At 66.8% G+C, this 16,507-nt stretch carries 14 protein-coding genes; all 14 read right to left on the bottom strand.

The features are described 5' to 3' along the window. Window positions 1–56: 56 nt before the first annotated feature. Window positions 57–710 (bottom strand): hypothetical protein, encoded by a 654-nt coding sequence (locus CH290_RS10635; protein ID WP_033188388.1) that lies wholly within the window; start codon window positions 708–710, stop codon window positions 57–59. Then, complete coding sequence (locus tag CH290_RS10630) at window positions 707–2,551, bottom strand: type IV secretory system conjugative DNA transfer family protein (RefSeq protein WP_033188389.1); 1,845 nt, start codon at window positions 2,549–2,551, stop codon at window positions 707–709. Before CH290_RS10630 ends, CH290_RS10635 begins: the two co-directional genes overlap by 4 nt. Next, window positions 2,548–2,727: a hypothetical protein gene (locus tag CH290_RS29965; RefSeq protein WP_141216137.1), complete on the bottom strand. Its 180-nt coding sequence runs from the start codon at window positions 2,725–2,727 to the stop codon at window positions 2,548–2,550. The genes CH290_RS10630 and CH290_RS29965 overlap by 4 nt, the downstream gene beginning before the upstream one ends. Further along, complete coding sequence (locus tag CH290_RS10625) at window positions 2,724–4,220, bottom strand: putative type IV secretion/conjugal transfer ATPase (protein WP_033188390.1); 1,497 nt, start codon at window positions 4,218–4,220, stop codon at window positions 2,724–2,726. Before CH290_RS10625 ends, CH290_RS29965 begins: the two co-directional genes overlap by 4 nt. Window positions 4,221–4,232: 12 nt before the next feature. After that, entirely contained in the window at window positions 4,233–5,816 is a 1,584-nt protein-coding gene (locus CH290_RS10620; protein ID WP_033188391.1) for an SCO6880 family protein, read from the bottom strand. Between the two features lie 8 nt (window positions 5,817–5,824). After that, complete coding sequence (locus tag CH290_RS10615) at window positions 5,825–8,008, bottom strand: hypothetical protein (protein WP_033188392.1); 2,184 nt, start codon at window positions 8,006–8,008, stop codon at window positions 5,825–5,827. An 8-nt stretch (window positions 8,009–8,016) separates the two neighbouring features. Next, complete coding sequence (locus tag CH290_RS10610) at window positions 8,017–8,766, bottom strand: DUF8175 domain-containg protein (protein WP_033188393.1); 750 nt, start codon at window positions 8,764–8,766, stop codon at window positions 8,017–8,019. A 74-nt stretch (window positions 8,767–8,840) separates the two neighbouring features. After that, window positions 8,841–9,269, bottom strand: a complete 429-nt coding sequence (locus CH290_RS10605; RefSeq protein ID WP_052083047.1) for a hypothetical protein — start codon at window positions 9,267–9,269, stop codon at window positions 8,841–8,843. Window positions 9,270–9,335: 66 nt separating this feature from the next. Then, window positions 9,336–9,938 (bottom strand): hypothetical protein, encoded by a 603-nt coding sequence (locus CH290_RS10600; RefSeq protein ID WP_230620877.1) that lies wholly within the window; start codon window positions 9,936–9,938, stop codon window positions 9,336–9,338. Beyond that, on the bottom strand, window positions 9,935–11,677 hold the full coding sequence (locus CH290_RS10595) for a peptidoglycan DD-metalloendopeptidase family protein (RefSeq protein WP_230620878.1): 1,743 nt from the start codon (window positions 11,675–11,677) through the stop codon (window positions 9,935–9,937). Before CH290_RS10595 ends, CH290_RS10600 begins: the two co-directional genes overlap by 4 nt. 86 nt (window positions 11,678–11,763) lie before the next feature. Beyond that, window positions 11,764–13,833, bottom strand: coding sequence for a cutinase family protein (locus CH290_RS10590; RefSeq protein ID WP_033188395.1), 2,070 nt, complete (start codon window positions 13,831–13,833; stop codon window positions 11,764–11,766). Window positions 13,834–13,879: 46 nt separating this feature from the next. After that, window positions 13,880–15,202 carry a MinD/ParA family ATP-binding protein gene (locus tag CH290_RS10585; RefSeq protein ID WP_033188396.1) on the bottom strand — a complete coding sequence of 441 codons (1,323 nt, stop codon included), beginning with the start codon at window positions 15,200–15,202 and terminating at the stop codon, window positions 13,880–13,882. Then, window positions 15,199–15,864, bottom strand: a complete 666-nt coding sequence (locus CH290_RS10580) for a hypothetical protein (protein ID WP_033188397.1) — start codon at window positions 15,862–15,864, stop codon at window positions 15,199–15,201. The genes CH290_RS10585 and CH290_RS10580 overlap by 4 nt, the downstream gene beginning before the upstream one ends. Window positions 15,865–15,886: 22 nt before the next feature. Continuing rightward, on the bottom strand, window positions 15,887–16,504 hold the full coding sequence (locus CH290_RS10575; RefSeq protein ID WP_230620879.1) for a DUF8176 domain-containing protein: 618 nt from the start codon (window positions 16,502–16,504) through the stop codon (window positions 15,887–15,889). Between the last annotated feature and the right edge of the window lie 3 nt (window positions 16,505–16,507).

Below are 16,507 nucleotides of genomic sequence, written 5' to 3'. Positions count from 1 at the left end.
TCCGGGCGGGATGTACATCAGCGTGAGGCACACCTGGGGTGTCGAACCGCAGCTTTTCAGATCGGGGGAGCGGGAATCCATGCGCCGAGTCGGCCGTTGAAGGTCCACACGATGTCTTCGAACGTCACATTGCTGTCGGGATCGGCGGGATCGACCGGTTCGGCGAGACCGGAGTCGATCGCCATCTCCATGTCGTCGGCGGGGATGCTGCGGACCTCCTGCGCGGCACTGATGTCGGCCACCGGTTGCAGCGGGCGAGTCGGGGCCGCTGCAGGTTTCGGCGCGGGACGGGCGTCGACGTCGGCGGCAACGAACTCGTCGAGGCCGGCGAGGGTGGATGGCTGCACGGGTCGGTGTCCGCAGCGGCTGTGGGTGCACGTCTCGAAGTCGCTGATAGTGCGGATGCGGTGCACGACCGGCCAGAACCACTGTGTGTGCCAGGCGGCGAGATCGTCGCGGTATTCATCGCCCCGGTAGTAGGCGTCGGTCCAGGCCACCATCAACGCCGAGAGTTCTTCAACTACAGGGGAGTGTCGGTACCAGCACGGCGGTATTTTGGTGTCGAGTTCGTAGCGCTTCCGAATCCAGGCCGTCCAGTCGATCAACTCGTCCCACAGTTGCCGGGCCTGCTCGGTGTCGAGGTAGCGCCAGGTGAAACGGGACGGTTCGAGCTCCTCGGTTTCCTCCTCGGTTTCCTCGGCGTCGGTCACGAGACCTGCGTCCCGTCGCTGACCTTGTAGAGAACTACGGCATGGGATCGATCCGTGTGATGGACCGGTTCGCGTCCAGAGGCGATGTCGTCGAACACATCTTGCGAATGCAGGACCGCGGCTCGGGTGTCCTTGTCGTCCCACACCGACCGCAGAGACACCAAGATCGGCGGCGCGGTGCGGTAGATCAGGAGCCCGGTGTCGGGCTCCATGGTGCGGATCTCGGCGGGGGTCATGATTGGGACTTCCCGCAGCGTCGGCCCGCTCTGCTTGTTGCCGGAGGGCTGCCACTCGAATCGGTCACCAAGCATTCGCGAGATCGCTTGCAATTCCTCGCCTTTGAGACCGGGGAGGATGAGGCGGGCGGGGGAGTTGTCGGCGAACATCCTGCCTGCGACCGGGCCCCACCGCAGCTTGTTCTGTTCCTCGTTGTGGGCGTAGGCGTGGATGGTTATTCCGCGGCCGCCGGAGTCCGACATCAGATCCGGTAGGCCCGGGATTGGTGCGACGTTGTTGACTTCGTCGAGCTCGAACCGGATCGGCGGATCGTATCGGCCGCCCGGAAGAGACTGCGAGTATCGATCGGCGAGGTAGTGGACTTCGGTGGCCAGCGCGGCGACGAACGGTGCGGCCGAGTTGTCCTTGCCTTTGGAGACCAGATACAGCGTGTCGGCTCCGGATCGGATGAAGGCCTCGATGTCGAACGACTGGTGGATCGGGACGTCGATCGCTTCCATCAGCGCCGGCGAGGCGAGCGGTGCGAGCAGTCTGCTGGCGGCGCCGATCATGTCGTCGGCGGAGTCCGATCCGGAGTCGAGGATCTGGGCGAGTTCGCTCTCCCATTCCGGCATCGACCGGGCGAGGATCTCGCGTGGCTCACGGCCTTTGCGGGAGTTCACCCACACCCGCAGAGTTCCGAGGCTCGCGCCGCTGACCGCCGCGGCATGGAAGTAGCAGCGCAGCAGCACTACGGCCTTGTCTTCCCAGTAACCGCCGTTCTTCGTGTCTCCCATCGGCATCGCCCCGACCAGTGCTTGGGCACGGCGGATCGCGACGTCGGGGTCCTGGCACCCGGAGAGGATGGACCAGCGCAGCCTGGTCGGCCAGCCGGTGATGTTGTCCGGATCGAAGATCGCGATCTCGCCGAGCGCGGATCGGTGCTCGTAGGTCGCGGAGATCAGATCGACCTTGGTCGTGGTGACCAGTAGCGGACCGGGTGCGTCCATGCAGCGTTGATACGCAAGCCGCCAGGTCTTTCCGGATCCGGTGACACCTTCGACGAGCATGCAGTCGTTCTGCTTGAGATACACCGCGCAGTCGGGGTCCATCACGTTGTAGCCCAACACGATCGCCACCTCGGCCGGATCGAGGCGAGACGGTCGGACGTCCTTGAGCGATGCTCGGGTTTGGGTCGCGGCCTTGCGTACGCCTTTGTCGTCGATGCCGGCGCGGGCGAGGTCCTTGCGGGTGGCGAAGCCGCGATCGGCTTGCCGGCGTCGGTAGTTGAAGTCATCGATCTCGGAGGAGATCCACAGAGCGACCGCCGTATACGCGGCGCCGAGAACGATGATGCAGGTCCAAGTGATCCACGCCGGACCGGGCTGAGCGCCGTCGGGCCACCCCGCCGCGGGGTCGCCGGGATGGGTGATCAGGCCGACAAAGATCTCGGCGATCTCAGCGCCGCTGCCCGGCATCGCGACCACAGTGCCGGCGGCGACGGAGGAGACCAGTCCTCCGCCGAGCACGGCGAACAGCAGCCCGCCGACGAGAGCGCCTATCGTCCACGCTTCCGGCGGAACGATCGGTTCACGTGGCCGCGGCGGCGGAGTCCTCTGGTTCATCGAAATTGGCCTTTCGTGGGAGCGGTTCGGAAATCGATACCGGGAATGTCGCTTCGTGCCTCGGAATAGAGGTCGACGAGGCCATCGAGGACAGCGGCTTTGGCGATCAGTGCCGTCCAGTGCAGCAATGCGTCCGCCGTCGCAGTTTCTTCGGTCACGCCTGGTGGTGGATTCATGCGGCTCTCGTTCCTTTGACGGCGGTGTCGGTGTCGGTGAGGGCGATCTCTTCGGGGGAGCGGACGTGCTGCATCAGGATGGGGTCGGCGGAGCCGATCTTGACCAGGCACTCGCCTTGCCCGAGGCCCATGATGATGTCGACCGATCCCGGTGGGAGGTGGTACATCTCGGCGGTTTCACGGGCGTCGTCGTAGCGTTCCTGAGCGAAGAGGAACACGATGCCCGCTTCCTGCATCAGCGCCCTGGCGGGGGAGTCCTTGGACATGTCCGAGGGGTGGTGGAACGCGGAGGTGGTCGATAGTCCCAGTCCGCGTGAGAGTTTCATGTTGGAGCGGAATACGTTGCCGGTGGAGCCTTCGGCGACGTGCCAGCCTTCCTCGACGATGAGGATGGTCTGCTTCGATATCGACGAGCGGGCCGCGAGCAGGTTCGCGAGCCAGGTGTTGATGACGGTCATCACCACCCGCAGCGCCGGGCCTTCGGTGGGGAGGGCGGAGACGTCGAAGTGCGCGAACGGGTGCTCGAGCGCAGCGCGTACCTCCGGGGACGTCGGTGCGTCGACGAGGCCTTTGAGGTCGCGGTCGACCAGGCGCAGCAGTGCCAGACCCGGTTCGTATCCCCATTCGAGGGATCGCTGCGACCAGCGGTCACCGAAGTAGTCGCCGTCGTTCGCGCGTGGCTCGATCAGACGACGGGCGAGATCCTCGAGGACCGGTTCGCGGCCGGTCGCCAGGGCTTCCTGGTTGACCAGCTCGAGTGCGCGGCCGACGGCGCTTTTCTCCGAGGTGGTCAGCGGGCGTTCCATCGTGTCCGCCAAGACAGCAAGCACGAGGGCTTCCTGACCGGCCGGGGTGACACCGTCGAGGCCTCCGGCGTGTTCACCGCCGGTGGTGATGGCCCGGTCGAGCAGGTTCAGCCGTGCGCCGCCGCCACCGGTTTTGAAGCGCACCGATTCCACGCCCAGGGTGCGCGCAAAGATCGAGTACTCGCCTTCGCTGCCCTGGCGTTTCTTGTCGATGACCACGACCTGGCGGCCGAGAATGAGCTGTCGCCAGCACGAGGCGGTCTTGATCAGTGAGGACTTGCCCTTGCCGATGTCACCGACGACGCAGACGTTGATATTGGAGATGTCGGTGCCGTAGAGCTCGAACGGGTCGGTGATCACCAGATCCTGGGAGATCAGGTTCAGCCCGGTCACCGGGCCTTCGTGGCGCACGCTGCGGCGGCTGATCGCCAGGTTCAGTGCTTCGGCCTGCCTGGTGGTGCTCCACGCCCCTTCCGGGCGGGGTTCGTACCATCCGAACCGGTCGAGCAGTTTACTACGTTTGGGGTGGCGTTTGCGTGCGATTTTCTTGGGGGCGATCGTCTCTGCTGCATCGAGTACGTGCTGACCGTCGCCGAGGTGCTGCTGCGGGCCTGTCGCGAACAGGCGGCTGCGGTGGCGCGGGGAGGTGCGGGGACGATCAGGTGCGGTGGGGGTGCGTGCGGGCATCGGCGGGTGTCCTTACTTGGTGTGGCGGGTGACGGCCAGGCCCCGGCCGAGGGGCAGGACGGCGAACAGGGCGGGGTCGTGGTTGTCGGTCTGCCAGTCGATGGTCTTGATCGCGGACTCGTCGGCGGATTCGCTCACGCGCATGCACGCTCGTTCGAGGTCGTCCTCGTCGCGGCCGGTGACCGCGATGGCCATGGAGTAGATGACCCCGTGATGTCCGGATCCGGGCATGAGGTCGATACGGCGGCGTCCCGACGCGGTGGCCATCACTTCGCTCGATCCGTCACCGATCTTGCCTTTGCGGCGTTGGGTTTCCTGTGCGGCTTGGTCCTGGGTGAAGTCGTGCGATGCGCTCTCGCGTGCATCCTTGTCGCGCACGAAATCCATTCGGACACTGATCGTTCGGATCGTCGGTGACGGGGCCGTCTCGTCGTCGCCTGGGTCGGGAGAGACGCCGGTGAGCAACGGTGCGAGCCAGAGCGGTCCGAGTTCGACCGGCTCGATGCTCGCCGGCGGGATGATCCCCACGCGGGTGTGCCAGCGCCCGGAGATCACCACCGAGTTTTCCCCTCCGATGTAGGAGGGCCAGCAGTTGCTCCAGCGTGCCCCCTGGTGGCGATCGAGGCGGTAGGTGGGGTCGATGAACGCCCGAATCACCGCGCAGGTGCGCTGCTCGCCCAACACTTCGACTCGCCCGAATCCCGCGGAGGACAGTTTCGAGACCGCGCGCATCGTCTCGTCGCGGATCACCTGGGCCATCCCGCCTTGGAAACGTGCGTTCTTCCCCCCGGCCGCCCGCTGCGCCGCGGCGTCGAACGCATCGGTCTCGGGGAACTTGAGCACGATGTAGGCGCGGTGTTCTTCGCTGTGCGGGCGGATGGTGTCGAGGAGGTTGCCGTAGGAGGCGACCGGGGAGGACAGTCGCAGGTCGCCGAGTGCTTCGACGCGGTGCTCGATCCAGTCCTCGTGCATCGTCAGATCCGCCGGGATGGAGCGGTGCAGCAGTTGCACCCCGCGGATCAGCGACGTTGCTTTGGCCAGGGAGGCACCGAAGCGCCCGAACTTCTCCGACGTGCTCGCCCACGCCGCGTCGGTGCGTAGTCCTCCGGCGAGGCCTTGGACGGCGAGAACGACGGTGCAGTAGGTGCGCTCGCCGGGGTTGGAGGTGCGGACGATGAACATCTCGTCCAAACCGGTGCCGGCGACGTCGAGTGGTTCGGTGCGCCCCAAGGGCACCGGGTATTCCCACCCCGGGTCCAGCTCCGGATCCCCGTACGCCGGATCGGTGTGGCTGCGGAAGATGTGTTCGCCGCGGCGCTGCCGTGACCAGTTCCGGAGGTGATGGAGCTTTTCTGCGGCGAAGGACTGGTCACCGAATTCGAAGGTGGCCGCGCCGACGACGGCCCATAGCGCGGCGACCAGCGCGACGGCGAACGTGCCGCCGCCGAGGACGAAGTAGGTCACGATGCCGATCACGATCGCGGCCGACCAGGTGATCAGTACCGGCGCGGCGATCCCGGTCAACCCTCGCCGTGCGATCTCCCCGCCCAGGATGGAGGTGCGTGCGTGGGCCTGTTCGGTGGTGTCGGTGCTCATCGCTGGGTTTACCTGCCTTCTGCTTCCGACGCCGACGATTCGGCACTGGACTTGGCTTTGTTCATGGCCGCGGCCGCCGATTGCGCTGCGATCGGGACCGCCGCTGCGCCAGCAGTGGCGACGGTTGCCGCCGAGCCGGTGACGAGCTTGCCGCCGAGACGGCCCGCCATGCCCAGTCCTGTGCGTCCGCCGCCGCCTGCTGGACTGTGGCCGCCGGTAGGACTGTGCGCCGTCGACGGCGCCGCGCCGCCGTGCGGCTGCGACTGCGTCGGTGTGTGCGGGACACGTGCGGATGCCGCGACGCCGCTCCCCGAGGGGGTCGAGCGCGGGCTCATCCCCGAACCACCGAGCCCACTACCGCCGCCGCTGCGGCTGCGGAACAGTGCCGAGCTGCCCAGGCCGCCGATCACCCCACCCGCGACCGAGCCGCCGCCCCCGCCGAAGCCTTCGGAATCGGACTTGGTGGGCAGAATCGGTGCCCATTTCAGCAGCGCCCACGGAGCGAGGCCGACGACCACCATCGACGTGCCGACCAGGGCGAGGGATCCGAGCGAGCGCAGTTCACCGTCCCCGCCACCGCCGTTGAGCAGGCCGTTGTTCGCCGTGGCGAGCACGATGGAGATCAGTAGGAACAGCATCGGTTTGCTCAGCACCAGTCCGACGAACGTCAGGACCGGGCGCAGGGCTTTCACTCGCCAGGTGGGGTGCACCCACATGCCGTACCCGATGCCGGCGACACACGCGGCCAGTGGGAGCCCGATCTGGTGCATCAACAACCCGAGGTAGACCGACAGTGCTCCGAGGAGCAGCAGCCCGAAGAACAGGAACCCGACGATGGTGCCGCCGACGACGTTCTCGCTGTTCATCGCCGACATCGAGTTGTAGATGTTCTCGATCATTTCGGTGACGGTCGAACCGGACAGCGATGTGATGCCCTCGGTGATAGTTTGGGCGAGCTCGATCAAAATCTGCGCGGCGCCGAGGGAGAACAACATCATCACCAGGCCGGCGGGCAGATAACCGAAGAGGTTGGTCACCAGCTCGGCCGGTGAGCCCTTGTGTCTCGATCGTGCGATGGCCAGCAGGACCGCAAGCGAGAGCACCATCATGCCCAGACCGGTCGAGGCGGCGTACCACGTCAGAAACCACGGCTGGGTCGGATCGAAATCCCCGGTAGTGGTCAACCCGCGCAGGACGGCATCGGTGAGCGCCAGTGCCCCGGACTTGGTGGAGTTGGCCCAATCGTCGATAGCGGTGGTGGGATCGGCGACGAACTGAGCAACATCTTGGGTGACGCCGACCACCCAGGAGAACGCCGAAAGGTAGGCCTTGCCCGACTGATAGACCGGGGTGCTCTTGATCAGATCACCGAGGGTGCTGGTCACTCGATCGATCACTCCGGTGTTCTGATCGATCCAGTTCGCGGTACCCGAGAACAACCGGCCGATCGAAAGATTCCAGTCCTGGCATTGACGGACATCGCGTTCCGAACTCGCCTGGGCGCAATCGACAAAGAATGCATGCATGCAGTACTGATCACCCGAGCCTTCCGAGCACGGGTCCGACCACGCGGCGCCGGGAACCTTGTCTGCCCCGGCCAGTTCCTTGATCGCGGTCAGCGAATCGGCGTCCGGGGACTTCGCCCACGCGAATCCCCAGGTGCTCCATTCCTTGGTGCCCCACCGCGCCAGGTCACCCGCGCAGGTCCCGGTGGGAGGATGAAAGCTGCTGTCTCCGGCCGGGAAGACCGAGGGGAGTGCACCGTCGGGCGGCTCGACGCCGTCGGCGACGGCCTTCTTTGCGGCATCGACGGTGGCGACTGCCTCGCTTTCGCTGCCGGCCGACAGAGTTGCCTCGCCGAACATGTCGATCTTGTCTCCCTCCGACGCTGTCCAGTACAGGAGACGGTTTTCGTTGGTGAGAGCGTCGGAGATGTAGAGACCGAGGTCGCCGCCCTGCTCCTTGCATTTACCGGTGAACCACGGCCCGTTCCTGAATTCCTCTGTGCCGCCGATGAACTTCTTCAGATCATCGGGAAAGTGCGCTGGAAGCTTGGATGCGGCTTGCTGCCCGGTGACGGCACCGGGTTCGGGTGCGGGCACCGCAGCCGGTTGCGCGGATGCGACCGCCGACGGCCCGAGCAGAGCTGCCAGAGCGACGGCGACGAGTGCGAGAACGAGACGGCGAATCATGTTCTCTCCTAGTCGATGTAGAAGGTGTAGTACCCGGCGGTCAGCTGACCACCGAGCGCAGAATCAGCGGCCGGATACGACGCGTCTTCGGGACGCGGGCCCTGACGGAACGACCAGTCCTGGGCCTTCCAGTCCCCGTCCTGCCAGACCAACGTCAGATCGGTCGTCGAATACGTGGTGGAGACTGCGACTTTCCCGGTGTCGTTGATCTCGGATTGTCCGACACCGATCGTCCACACGGACACTTCTACGGCGTCCTGGGTGAACGAGGTGACGGTGACAGCGCCGGGGAGCAGGGACAGCACGTCCTCGTCTTCGTCGCGGTTGCTTTCGATGTCGAGAGCGGAAGCGAGCTTCTCGCCGGGATCGGTGACGATCATCGTCGAGCGAACATCGTTCATCCCGATACGGCCCTGTCCCGCTTGGGCGATCGCCTGAATGGTGTTCACCGCTGCAGTGGACGCACCCTGTTCGTCGCGGGTGTAGCCGCTGGGGACACCGTTGTTGACGGTGGTCGGGCCGTGAACGGCGCGGATGGCATCGGAACCGCCGCTGCCGTCTCCTCCTCCGGATCGGCCGGACAGGGAGACGACGAGAACGAGCGAGAGCACCACCACGACGAGTCCGGCTGCTGCGGCCAGCACATAGCCGCGGCGCCACCACGAAACAGCAGTTGTTTCCTGGCCGGCGGTCGCGGTGGAGCGGGAAGGGGTGGCACCGGAACTCTCGGGGGTGATGTTGCGGTAGTCGGTTCCCATGACGGGTCTCTCTTTTCTGCGGCGGGGGCCGCATCGGTTGGGGTCGATCGACGACGAGGTGTGGTCGACGGGGGTCAGGCAGCGGCTGGTTGGACCAGGAGCAGCGCCGCCCCGATGATCAGGGAGACGACAGCGGTGCCGCCGAGGGCAAGCAGTGCCCAGCGCAGATCGTCGGTGGCGTCGGACAGATCACTCGGCATGTTGCGGCCGCGTGCTTTTCGGAACTTCAGGAACGAGGTCAGCACGTTGAAGCTGGTCAGGGCGAAGCATCCACCCCACGCCGCGCCCAGTACTCGCTTCCAGGTTGCGTTCAGCGCCGGTCCGAGCAGGCCGAGGTCCGGGGTGACATCGTTGAACGGGTTGGTCGATTGGGCTGCGGCGATGCCGCCGGTGAACAGGATCAGGCTTGCGGTGATCGCGAGGACGCCGGCGATACGCCGGACCCGCTGCCGCAGAAGGGAGCGGGTGTCGGTCCGGTCTCGGTTGGTCGGTGGGGTGCTCATCGGTGGTGTTCCTTTCGCGCTTGTTCTGTCGGGCGCGTGATGGGTGGGTCGACGATCAGGGGCGGGCTATTTGCGTTGAATGCGGCCCACCTCCCAGCCGCTCGTGCCGCGCCGTAGGACGACTGCGACGATCGATTCGCCTACCGACTGGCCATCCGCGTTCTGGGTGACGCGGTACGCCCGGTAGGCGAGCCTGTCGGTCTGCGGCGGGGTCAGTTCGTCGTCGACGACCAACGTCGGAGTCAGGACCGCGCCGCGCGCAGCCCAGGACAGCCACTGCGCACCGGGGCTCGATTGCGCTGTGGTCGAGGTGATTTCGCGTGCGTAGTCGGCGGTGAGCAGCGGCGCTGTGCGCGCTGCGGCGTCATTCGGGCCGGCGTCGACGCCGGTGTTCCAGGTGAACCAGATCGTCACCGCCGCGGCCGCGACGGAGTCCGGATCCTCCCGGTCGACGGACGGTGCGGTGTCCGGCAAGGCGGTCGCAGCGGCGGGGGGAGTACGAGTGGGGTCGGCGGCGCCGGGATCGGGTGCGCCGGGTGTCCACTGCTGCGCCGGAATACTCGGTGTGGTCGAGGGCGAGCCACTGTCCGAGCCGCGGGTGTCCGAGCAGCCGGTCAGAATTGCCCCGGTCAGCAGTAGCGCTGTCAGGGATGTGCGGGTGCGGTTCATCCGAATCTCCGTGCAGTCAGCCCGCTCGACGGCGGGGTCCAATCCGATACCTTCACCACGTCGCCGGACTGGGGTGCCTCGACGACCTGGTTGTTGCCGATCCAGATGAAGATGTGACCGGAGTGGGGTTGGATGATGTCACCAGGTGCGAGCTCGGCGGCGGTGGCCACGACGCGGCCACGGGAGTCGGCGATCTGCGCCGAGTCCTCGTGCGGGAGAACGATTGCGCCGCGGGAGGCTTGCGCGACGGCGTAGAGCACCAGTCCGGAGCAGTCGAAGCCGACCTTGTCGAAGTCACCGATCATGTCCGCGACTCCGCCGCCGTCGCTGACGCCCTTGGTCGGGCCGCTCGCATTTCCTCCGCCCCAGGCGTAGGTGGTGCCGAGCCATGCCATGGCGGCGGCGACGACGTTGCTGCCGAACGGCCCACCGGGCATCAGCGCGGGGCCGGCGCCGCCCGGGACGGTGACGGAGAACTTCTCGGCCGCGGCGCGGGGGATCTTCGCGACGTAGTCGAGGGTTTCGGTGTTCTGGCAGACCCGGCCCTGCGAGAGGGTGGCGCCAGGGCCGCAGTTGTACATCGACAGATACAGCTCGGTCAGATCGCCGGTGAGCTTTCCGGACGCGAGAGAATCCTTGGTGATCCCGGCGAGCTCGCAGTCGTAGGCAGCTTGGGTCATCACCGCATCGGGGATGCTGCGGGTGCTCGTGCTGCCGTCGCCGTCGCCGTCGACGGCTTTCGCAGCCCAGGTCTCAGGCATGAACTGTGCTGGCCCATCCGCCCCGGACGAAGTGTTGTGCGCCTCGACGCCGAAGCCGCCCTCCTGTTCGAGCTGGGCTGCGACGATCGGGGAGGTGACCTCGGCACACACGGTGCCTGCCTTGACGATCCACGGCTCGAAGTCGGCGGGGACCGATCCGGGCTTGAGCCCGGTAGCCCCGGCGGGCTGTCCGCAACCGGGCTTGCTCGATGCAGCGAGCTGCACGTCCCGGCTCGATTTCCGTGTCGGTGCGACAGTCGCAGCGCTCGTGCCTGCGGCCAGGACATCGGCGTTGTCGGCCGGCGCGGCAGCACCGGACGCGGCGAGCCAGGCCACCGGGTCGACCGCGCTGGTGCCGCCGGCGAGGCGGGTTCCGGGCCAGACCTCGAAGTGCAGGTGTGGACCGGTGGACTCGCCGGCGTTGCCGACTTTCCCGATCGGGTCACCGGCGGTGACCTTTTGACCCTCGGTGACGCCGACCCCGTCGTCGTTCATGTGTCCGTAGACGGTGGAGAGCGATTGTCCGTCGACGGTGGTGTCGATGATGATCCAGTTGCCGAATCCGCTCGCGTGTCCGGCTTTGGCGACGGTGCCGTCGGTGGCGGCGTAGATCGGTGTGCCGATCGGGGCGGAATAGTCCTGGCCTTGGTGGCCTTCCTGTGCGCCGGTGACCGGGTTGGTGCGCGGCCCGAACGGGCTCGTGGGCTGATAGGTGCCCTCACGCAGCGGCATGACGACGGTGCCCGAATGCGGCACCGTCGCGGCGCCGGCGGGCAGGCACGTGCCTTCGTCGGCCTGCGGTTTCCGGTCTCCGGACAGGACACCGACGAACGCGCCGACGGCGATGACAACGATCAGCAGCGCGCTCAGTGCGCCTGCTGCCGTGCCCTGACCGCCCTGCGATCCTGCCATCGGTGCATGCCCTTCTCGGCCGTCGAACTGATCGATGCCCGCCCGGACACCGTTTGTGCTGCACACGATTTCCCGTCCGTGTTGCGCCGTTGCGTGGTTCGCTTCGCCCGCCCGGCTACCGATCACGCAGGTGCGTCAGGTGTGCATCGCGCTCAACCCCCCAATTTCTGGGTGAAGAAGTCGATCAGCCACTGCAACGCACTGCGGCCGGTGGAGTCGACGGTGAAATCGGCGTAGGACTGGTGTGCTCCGGAGGCGAAGAACGTCGCAGCGTCGATGCCTGCCCCGACGAGCTCGGTCAGATCACCCGCACCCGGAGAGGACGCGAGAGAGACGAGCGAGCCTGCGAGACCGGCGAAGTCACCGCTCGATGCCTGCTGGCCGATCGCTGCGGACTGTCCGGTGACCTGTGTCTGTACGCCGAGCTGCTCGGGGCTGGTCTTCGATCCGGATCCGGAGATGACGCCGATGGCGACGGAGGCGAGATCGAGCCCGATCGGCAGCAGTTCCGCGGCCGCGGCGAGGTTGCCGGTTTCGAGGATCTTCCAGCCGGTCTCCTGGATCGCCCCGACGTCGTTGGCCAATCGGATGACATCGACATTGCTGAGCAATCCCAGGACCAGGGAGGCGATCTGTGCGGATCCGGACGGGTCCGGGATCATCGCCACCAACGCCGAGAGGGTGTGCAGGTCCACTCCGGCGGCCATCTTTACGATCGGTTCGAACTGGTTGTTCAGCTCCCCGGCGATGCGGTGCGCCTCACGGACGTCGAGAGCGGCAACCCTCTGCGGCAACGCGATCAGATTGTTCACGATGCCCTGGTAGTCCATCGAGGAGAATCCGGTCGCGACGTTGACGATCTGGTTCACCACGGTTTTCGGCTTGAGCAGTGACAGCACCTGGGTGGCCGAGGCCAGCGCATCCGGGGCCACCGACTGCAGCGGTGCGATCTGACCGCTCAAGGCCTGCGCGGAGTTCGTCAGGCCGGTGGTGGTGCCGGTGCCGCCGAGCACCGAGGAGGCTGTGTCCGCGATCGAGGTGGCCGTGTCGATCGCTGCGGGAATGTCGATCTCGTCGAGTGCGTCGAGGACACCGGCGGTCTGCTTTTCCGGGGTGCCGTCGGCTGCGGTATCGAGCGAGGACCGGATACCGGGGTCGGCGGCGATCACCGACTGGATGTCGGCGACCGGGGACAAGGTGTTCGCGAGTGAGGTGGCCGAGGCTTCGACACCGGCAACCTGGGACTGCGACCGGTTCGCGCTCACGGTCTCCGGGAGCGATCCGATGCGATCGGAGAGCCCGGCGACCGTGCTCGCTGCGCCGGAGAGGTCGACGCGAGAGAAGTCCGAGACCAGCGACGAGGCGAAATCGTTGGTGCTGGCTCCGGGTGCCGCGGTGGTGGTTCCGGCTTGGGCTGCCGACGCCGAGGGCGATGTACCGCCGGTGACCCCGCCCTGAGTGGACGCACCGACCGTCAGCGACGCCGACGGCCCTGCGGTAGCGGCCTGCTCGCTGTCGGTGGGGTTGGCGAGGACCTTGCCGAGACCGACGATCAGACCGTCGGTACCGGCGTTGGTGGAGCAGTACAGGTCCGTGGGTGCGCAGAGCTGGCGGACCAGCGGGGCGAGGGAGCCGAACCCTTCGGGCCGGACCCCGCCGATGCCCTGTCCGTCGACTTTCGGGCCGACGAGTGTGCCGCCGGCGGTGCCCTGGTGTGGATCGGCGACCAATCCGACACCGAGTACCCGGGCGGCCGGGATGACGCCGCGGCCGTTGCCGATGTCCGCTGCGATGTCGCCCGCGATGTCAGCGCCCTGGGAGTAGCCGGCGAGGAGGAACTTCGCGGTCGCGCACGCCGAGGTGAGGATGTTGTTGACCGAGTCCTCGCCGGTCTGCTTGCTGCCTGCGTAGGTGCGGCCCTGATCGAACGCCGACGCCGAATAGGCAGGGTAGAGGACGTCGATCTGGTTGCCGTACTTGGCTTTCAGTGCCTCCCCGACCGTCTCGAGCATTCCCACCGGAACGCTCGGGTTGGCGGCCGCGGTGGTCTCCCAGGTGCCCGGAGTCATGACCGCGACGTACTTCGCGCACGAGGTGGCCGCGGACTGCGCCGGTACGGCACCCGACGGCGTAGCCGCCGAGACGATCAGCGCGAGCACAGCGAGCACAACCGAAGCGATCACGGCGAGGCGGTGGCCTACGCGAGTGGACCAGCGTGTCATGGCTTTAACTCCTGAAGAGAGGTGAGGACGGCAAACGAGGAAATCGTCAGGCTCCGCGGCGAGGTCGTCGCCGTTCCCACTGCGCGAGCTGCGAGAGGTTTTCCTGCGGGAGTTGGCGGTAGAGCGATTCGGGGGCGTACGGGTCGGAGTACTCGAATGCGGCTTTGCGGCGCGCATCGCCGAGGGTGTCGGCGACCAGGGCGGTGACGTTGGTGTAGCCCTCGATGGTCGCGGTCGGCAGATCCTTGTACGAGATCCGCCCACCGCGCGCCAACGCCGGTTCGTACGGTGCTTCGACGAAGTTGTGTGCAGCGATACCGAGGTCGGAGAGGTCGTCGAAGATCACCTGCGAAAGCTCCGGGGAGGAGTCCGGGGTCGTGCAGGTCACGATCACGGTCTGCACCAACAGATGTCCGTACCCGCGGGCTGCGATGCCGTCGAGCATGAGATAGACCTGCTTGGCGATGTCCATACGCAGCGGAAGGGGCACGACGAGAACATCGGAATGCTGCATCGCCCACTGCCAGTTGTCGGCGAGTGGGTTGTTGCCGGTGTCGACGACGATCAGATCCCGGTGCCGACGCAGCACCGCCATGATCGCCGCGCACTCGTCCCACCCGATGCTGCGGGACTGGGTCGTCGAATTGTCGGCAGCGAGAACATCGTCCATCGTCGGTTGACGACGCAGGAACGAGTTCAACGATCCCGACACCGCCGACGTGGAGGCGAGCTCGCCGGCATGAGCGAGTAGGTCCCACACCGTCAATTCCGGATCGGTGGTCCGGGCCGCGCGATCACCGAGGCTGCCGGTCGATTCGCTGGCATCCCACACCGCCACGCCCTGGCCGCGGTGTTTGCCGAACGTCGCTGCGAGCATCAGAGCGGTCGGGGTCTTGCCTGCGCCGCCCTTCGGATTCATCACCGACACCACCGAGCAGCCCGGAAGTGGTTGCTGGACAGTGTGAACGGATCGGCGGAACCGGACCTCCGGGGTATCGGCTTTGGGGCGCATGTGCATGCCGAGGGCTGCGTTGACGCGTCCGCGCAGTCCCCAGGTCGCGGGTTCGACGGTCAGATCCTCGTCCTGTCGGTCGAACATCCTCGCCCGGTATAGGGTGTCGGGGTCCACATCGGGGGCCTCGATCGCTGCGAGGGCGTCCTGGCCGACACCGTACGGGTCCGGTACCTGGTCCGATTCGGCTGCCGCACTGTCGTTATCGGGTGCATCGTGTTCCGGCTCCGGACGGTGCAGACGTTGATTGCGGAGGTTGACCGCCGATTCGGCTTGATAGTCCGATAACGGGTTGTCCTCGGTGTCGGTGTCGGTGTCGGTGTCGGAGTTCGGGGGGAGGGGGTCGCGGGTGGTCACCGGCTGACCTCCTCTCCTTCTTCGTCTTCGACGAGTAGGTCGCTGAGGCGAATCGCCTGCCAGGCGCGGTGGCCAGGAACCTCGCGCCACACCGCAGCGGGGTTGTCGTCGTCGATGTCCAGGCGCTCGAGGTGGACGCCGTGCTTGGCTGCGATCGCAGCCAGGCGAGTGCCGTCGACGTTGGGATTGGAGATGTGCAGGATCAGCCGGATCGCGGGAACGCCAAGTTCGTCGCGGAGCTTGCCGGCGAGAAACGCTGCTTTCCCTGCTGCGGAGTCGTCGGCGGAGTCCTGATTGCCGTGGCGAAAGACAGCGTCTTTGGTGTGGAAGGTGCCGTACCAGGCGGTATCCTCACTGTTGCCGACGACGGCGAAGCTGCCGCGTTCGTCACCAGCGGCGTAGAGCTCGACCAGTGGTGCCGCGACAGCGGCCTCGGCGACCTCTTCGGTCACCTGCTCGCCCTCCTGAGCACGAAGGGTGTCGTAGTCAACATCGAGCTGCTTGTAGAGCTCGCGCTTGATCTTCGGCCACATCGACCGGCTGAACAGTCCTTCCGTTTCCGCCCAGGCCCGCAGTCCTGCGGTGTCGGCGGTCCGCAGGTCCTGCGATGCGTCGCGGACGGCGGCCGCGGCCTGATCCCATTCGCTGGCTGCACTGGTCATGTCAAGTGGTCCTCTCGTGGGGTCAGGCTTGGTCGATCGAGGCGATGACGTAGCGGCCCGCGACCTCGGTGGTGGTGATGCGCTGGCGGTACTGCACCCCAGGCGTGCCGTCCGGCCCGGATTCGGTCAGGGTGAGGGTGAACACCCCAGGGCGCAGCGGATCGATGTCGAGGCAGTACGTCGTGCCTTCCGCGACAGTGGCGATCCCGGCGTCGAGGTTCGCGACGACGGTGAACGGCGCGGAGGACGGCGCATCAGGGGAGACCAGCGCGTGGGCAGCCTGACCGGATCGCTGTACGTAGTAGGCGTGCTCGAACGCGGCGATGACACCGTCGCCACTGCTCTGATCCCCTGCGGGCATCGAGCAGTCAGGGCCGGCCGCTGCGGTCGTCGACGCGGCGGTGCTGGTGGTCGGCGGCGGGACAGGCGCGGCGGCGGTCTCGGGGTCGTCACCGCCGGTGAACGCGGCGATCAGCGCTCCGGAGATCAGAGCGAGGACAGCGAGGTAGGCCAACAACAATCGTCGTCGTCGACGGGAGCGGGAGTTGGTGGCGCGGGGTGATGGCCCACCCGATGGCATCCCCGACCGGGCAGGGCCGGTGGCACTGGGGATCGGGGATGCCATGGAGCGTCGAGACATCTG

It is taken from the genome of Rhodococcus sp. 06-156-4 (assembly GCF_002259345.1).
GTDB classification, from domain to species: Bacteria; Actinomycetota; Actinomycetes; order Mycobacteriales; family Mycobacteriaceae; genus Rhodococcoides; species Rhodococcoides fascians_E.
This window is presented reverse-complemented; position numbering and strand designations above follow the sequence as displayed.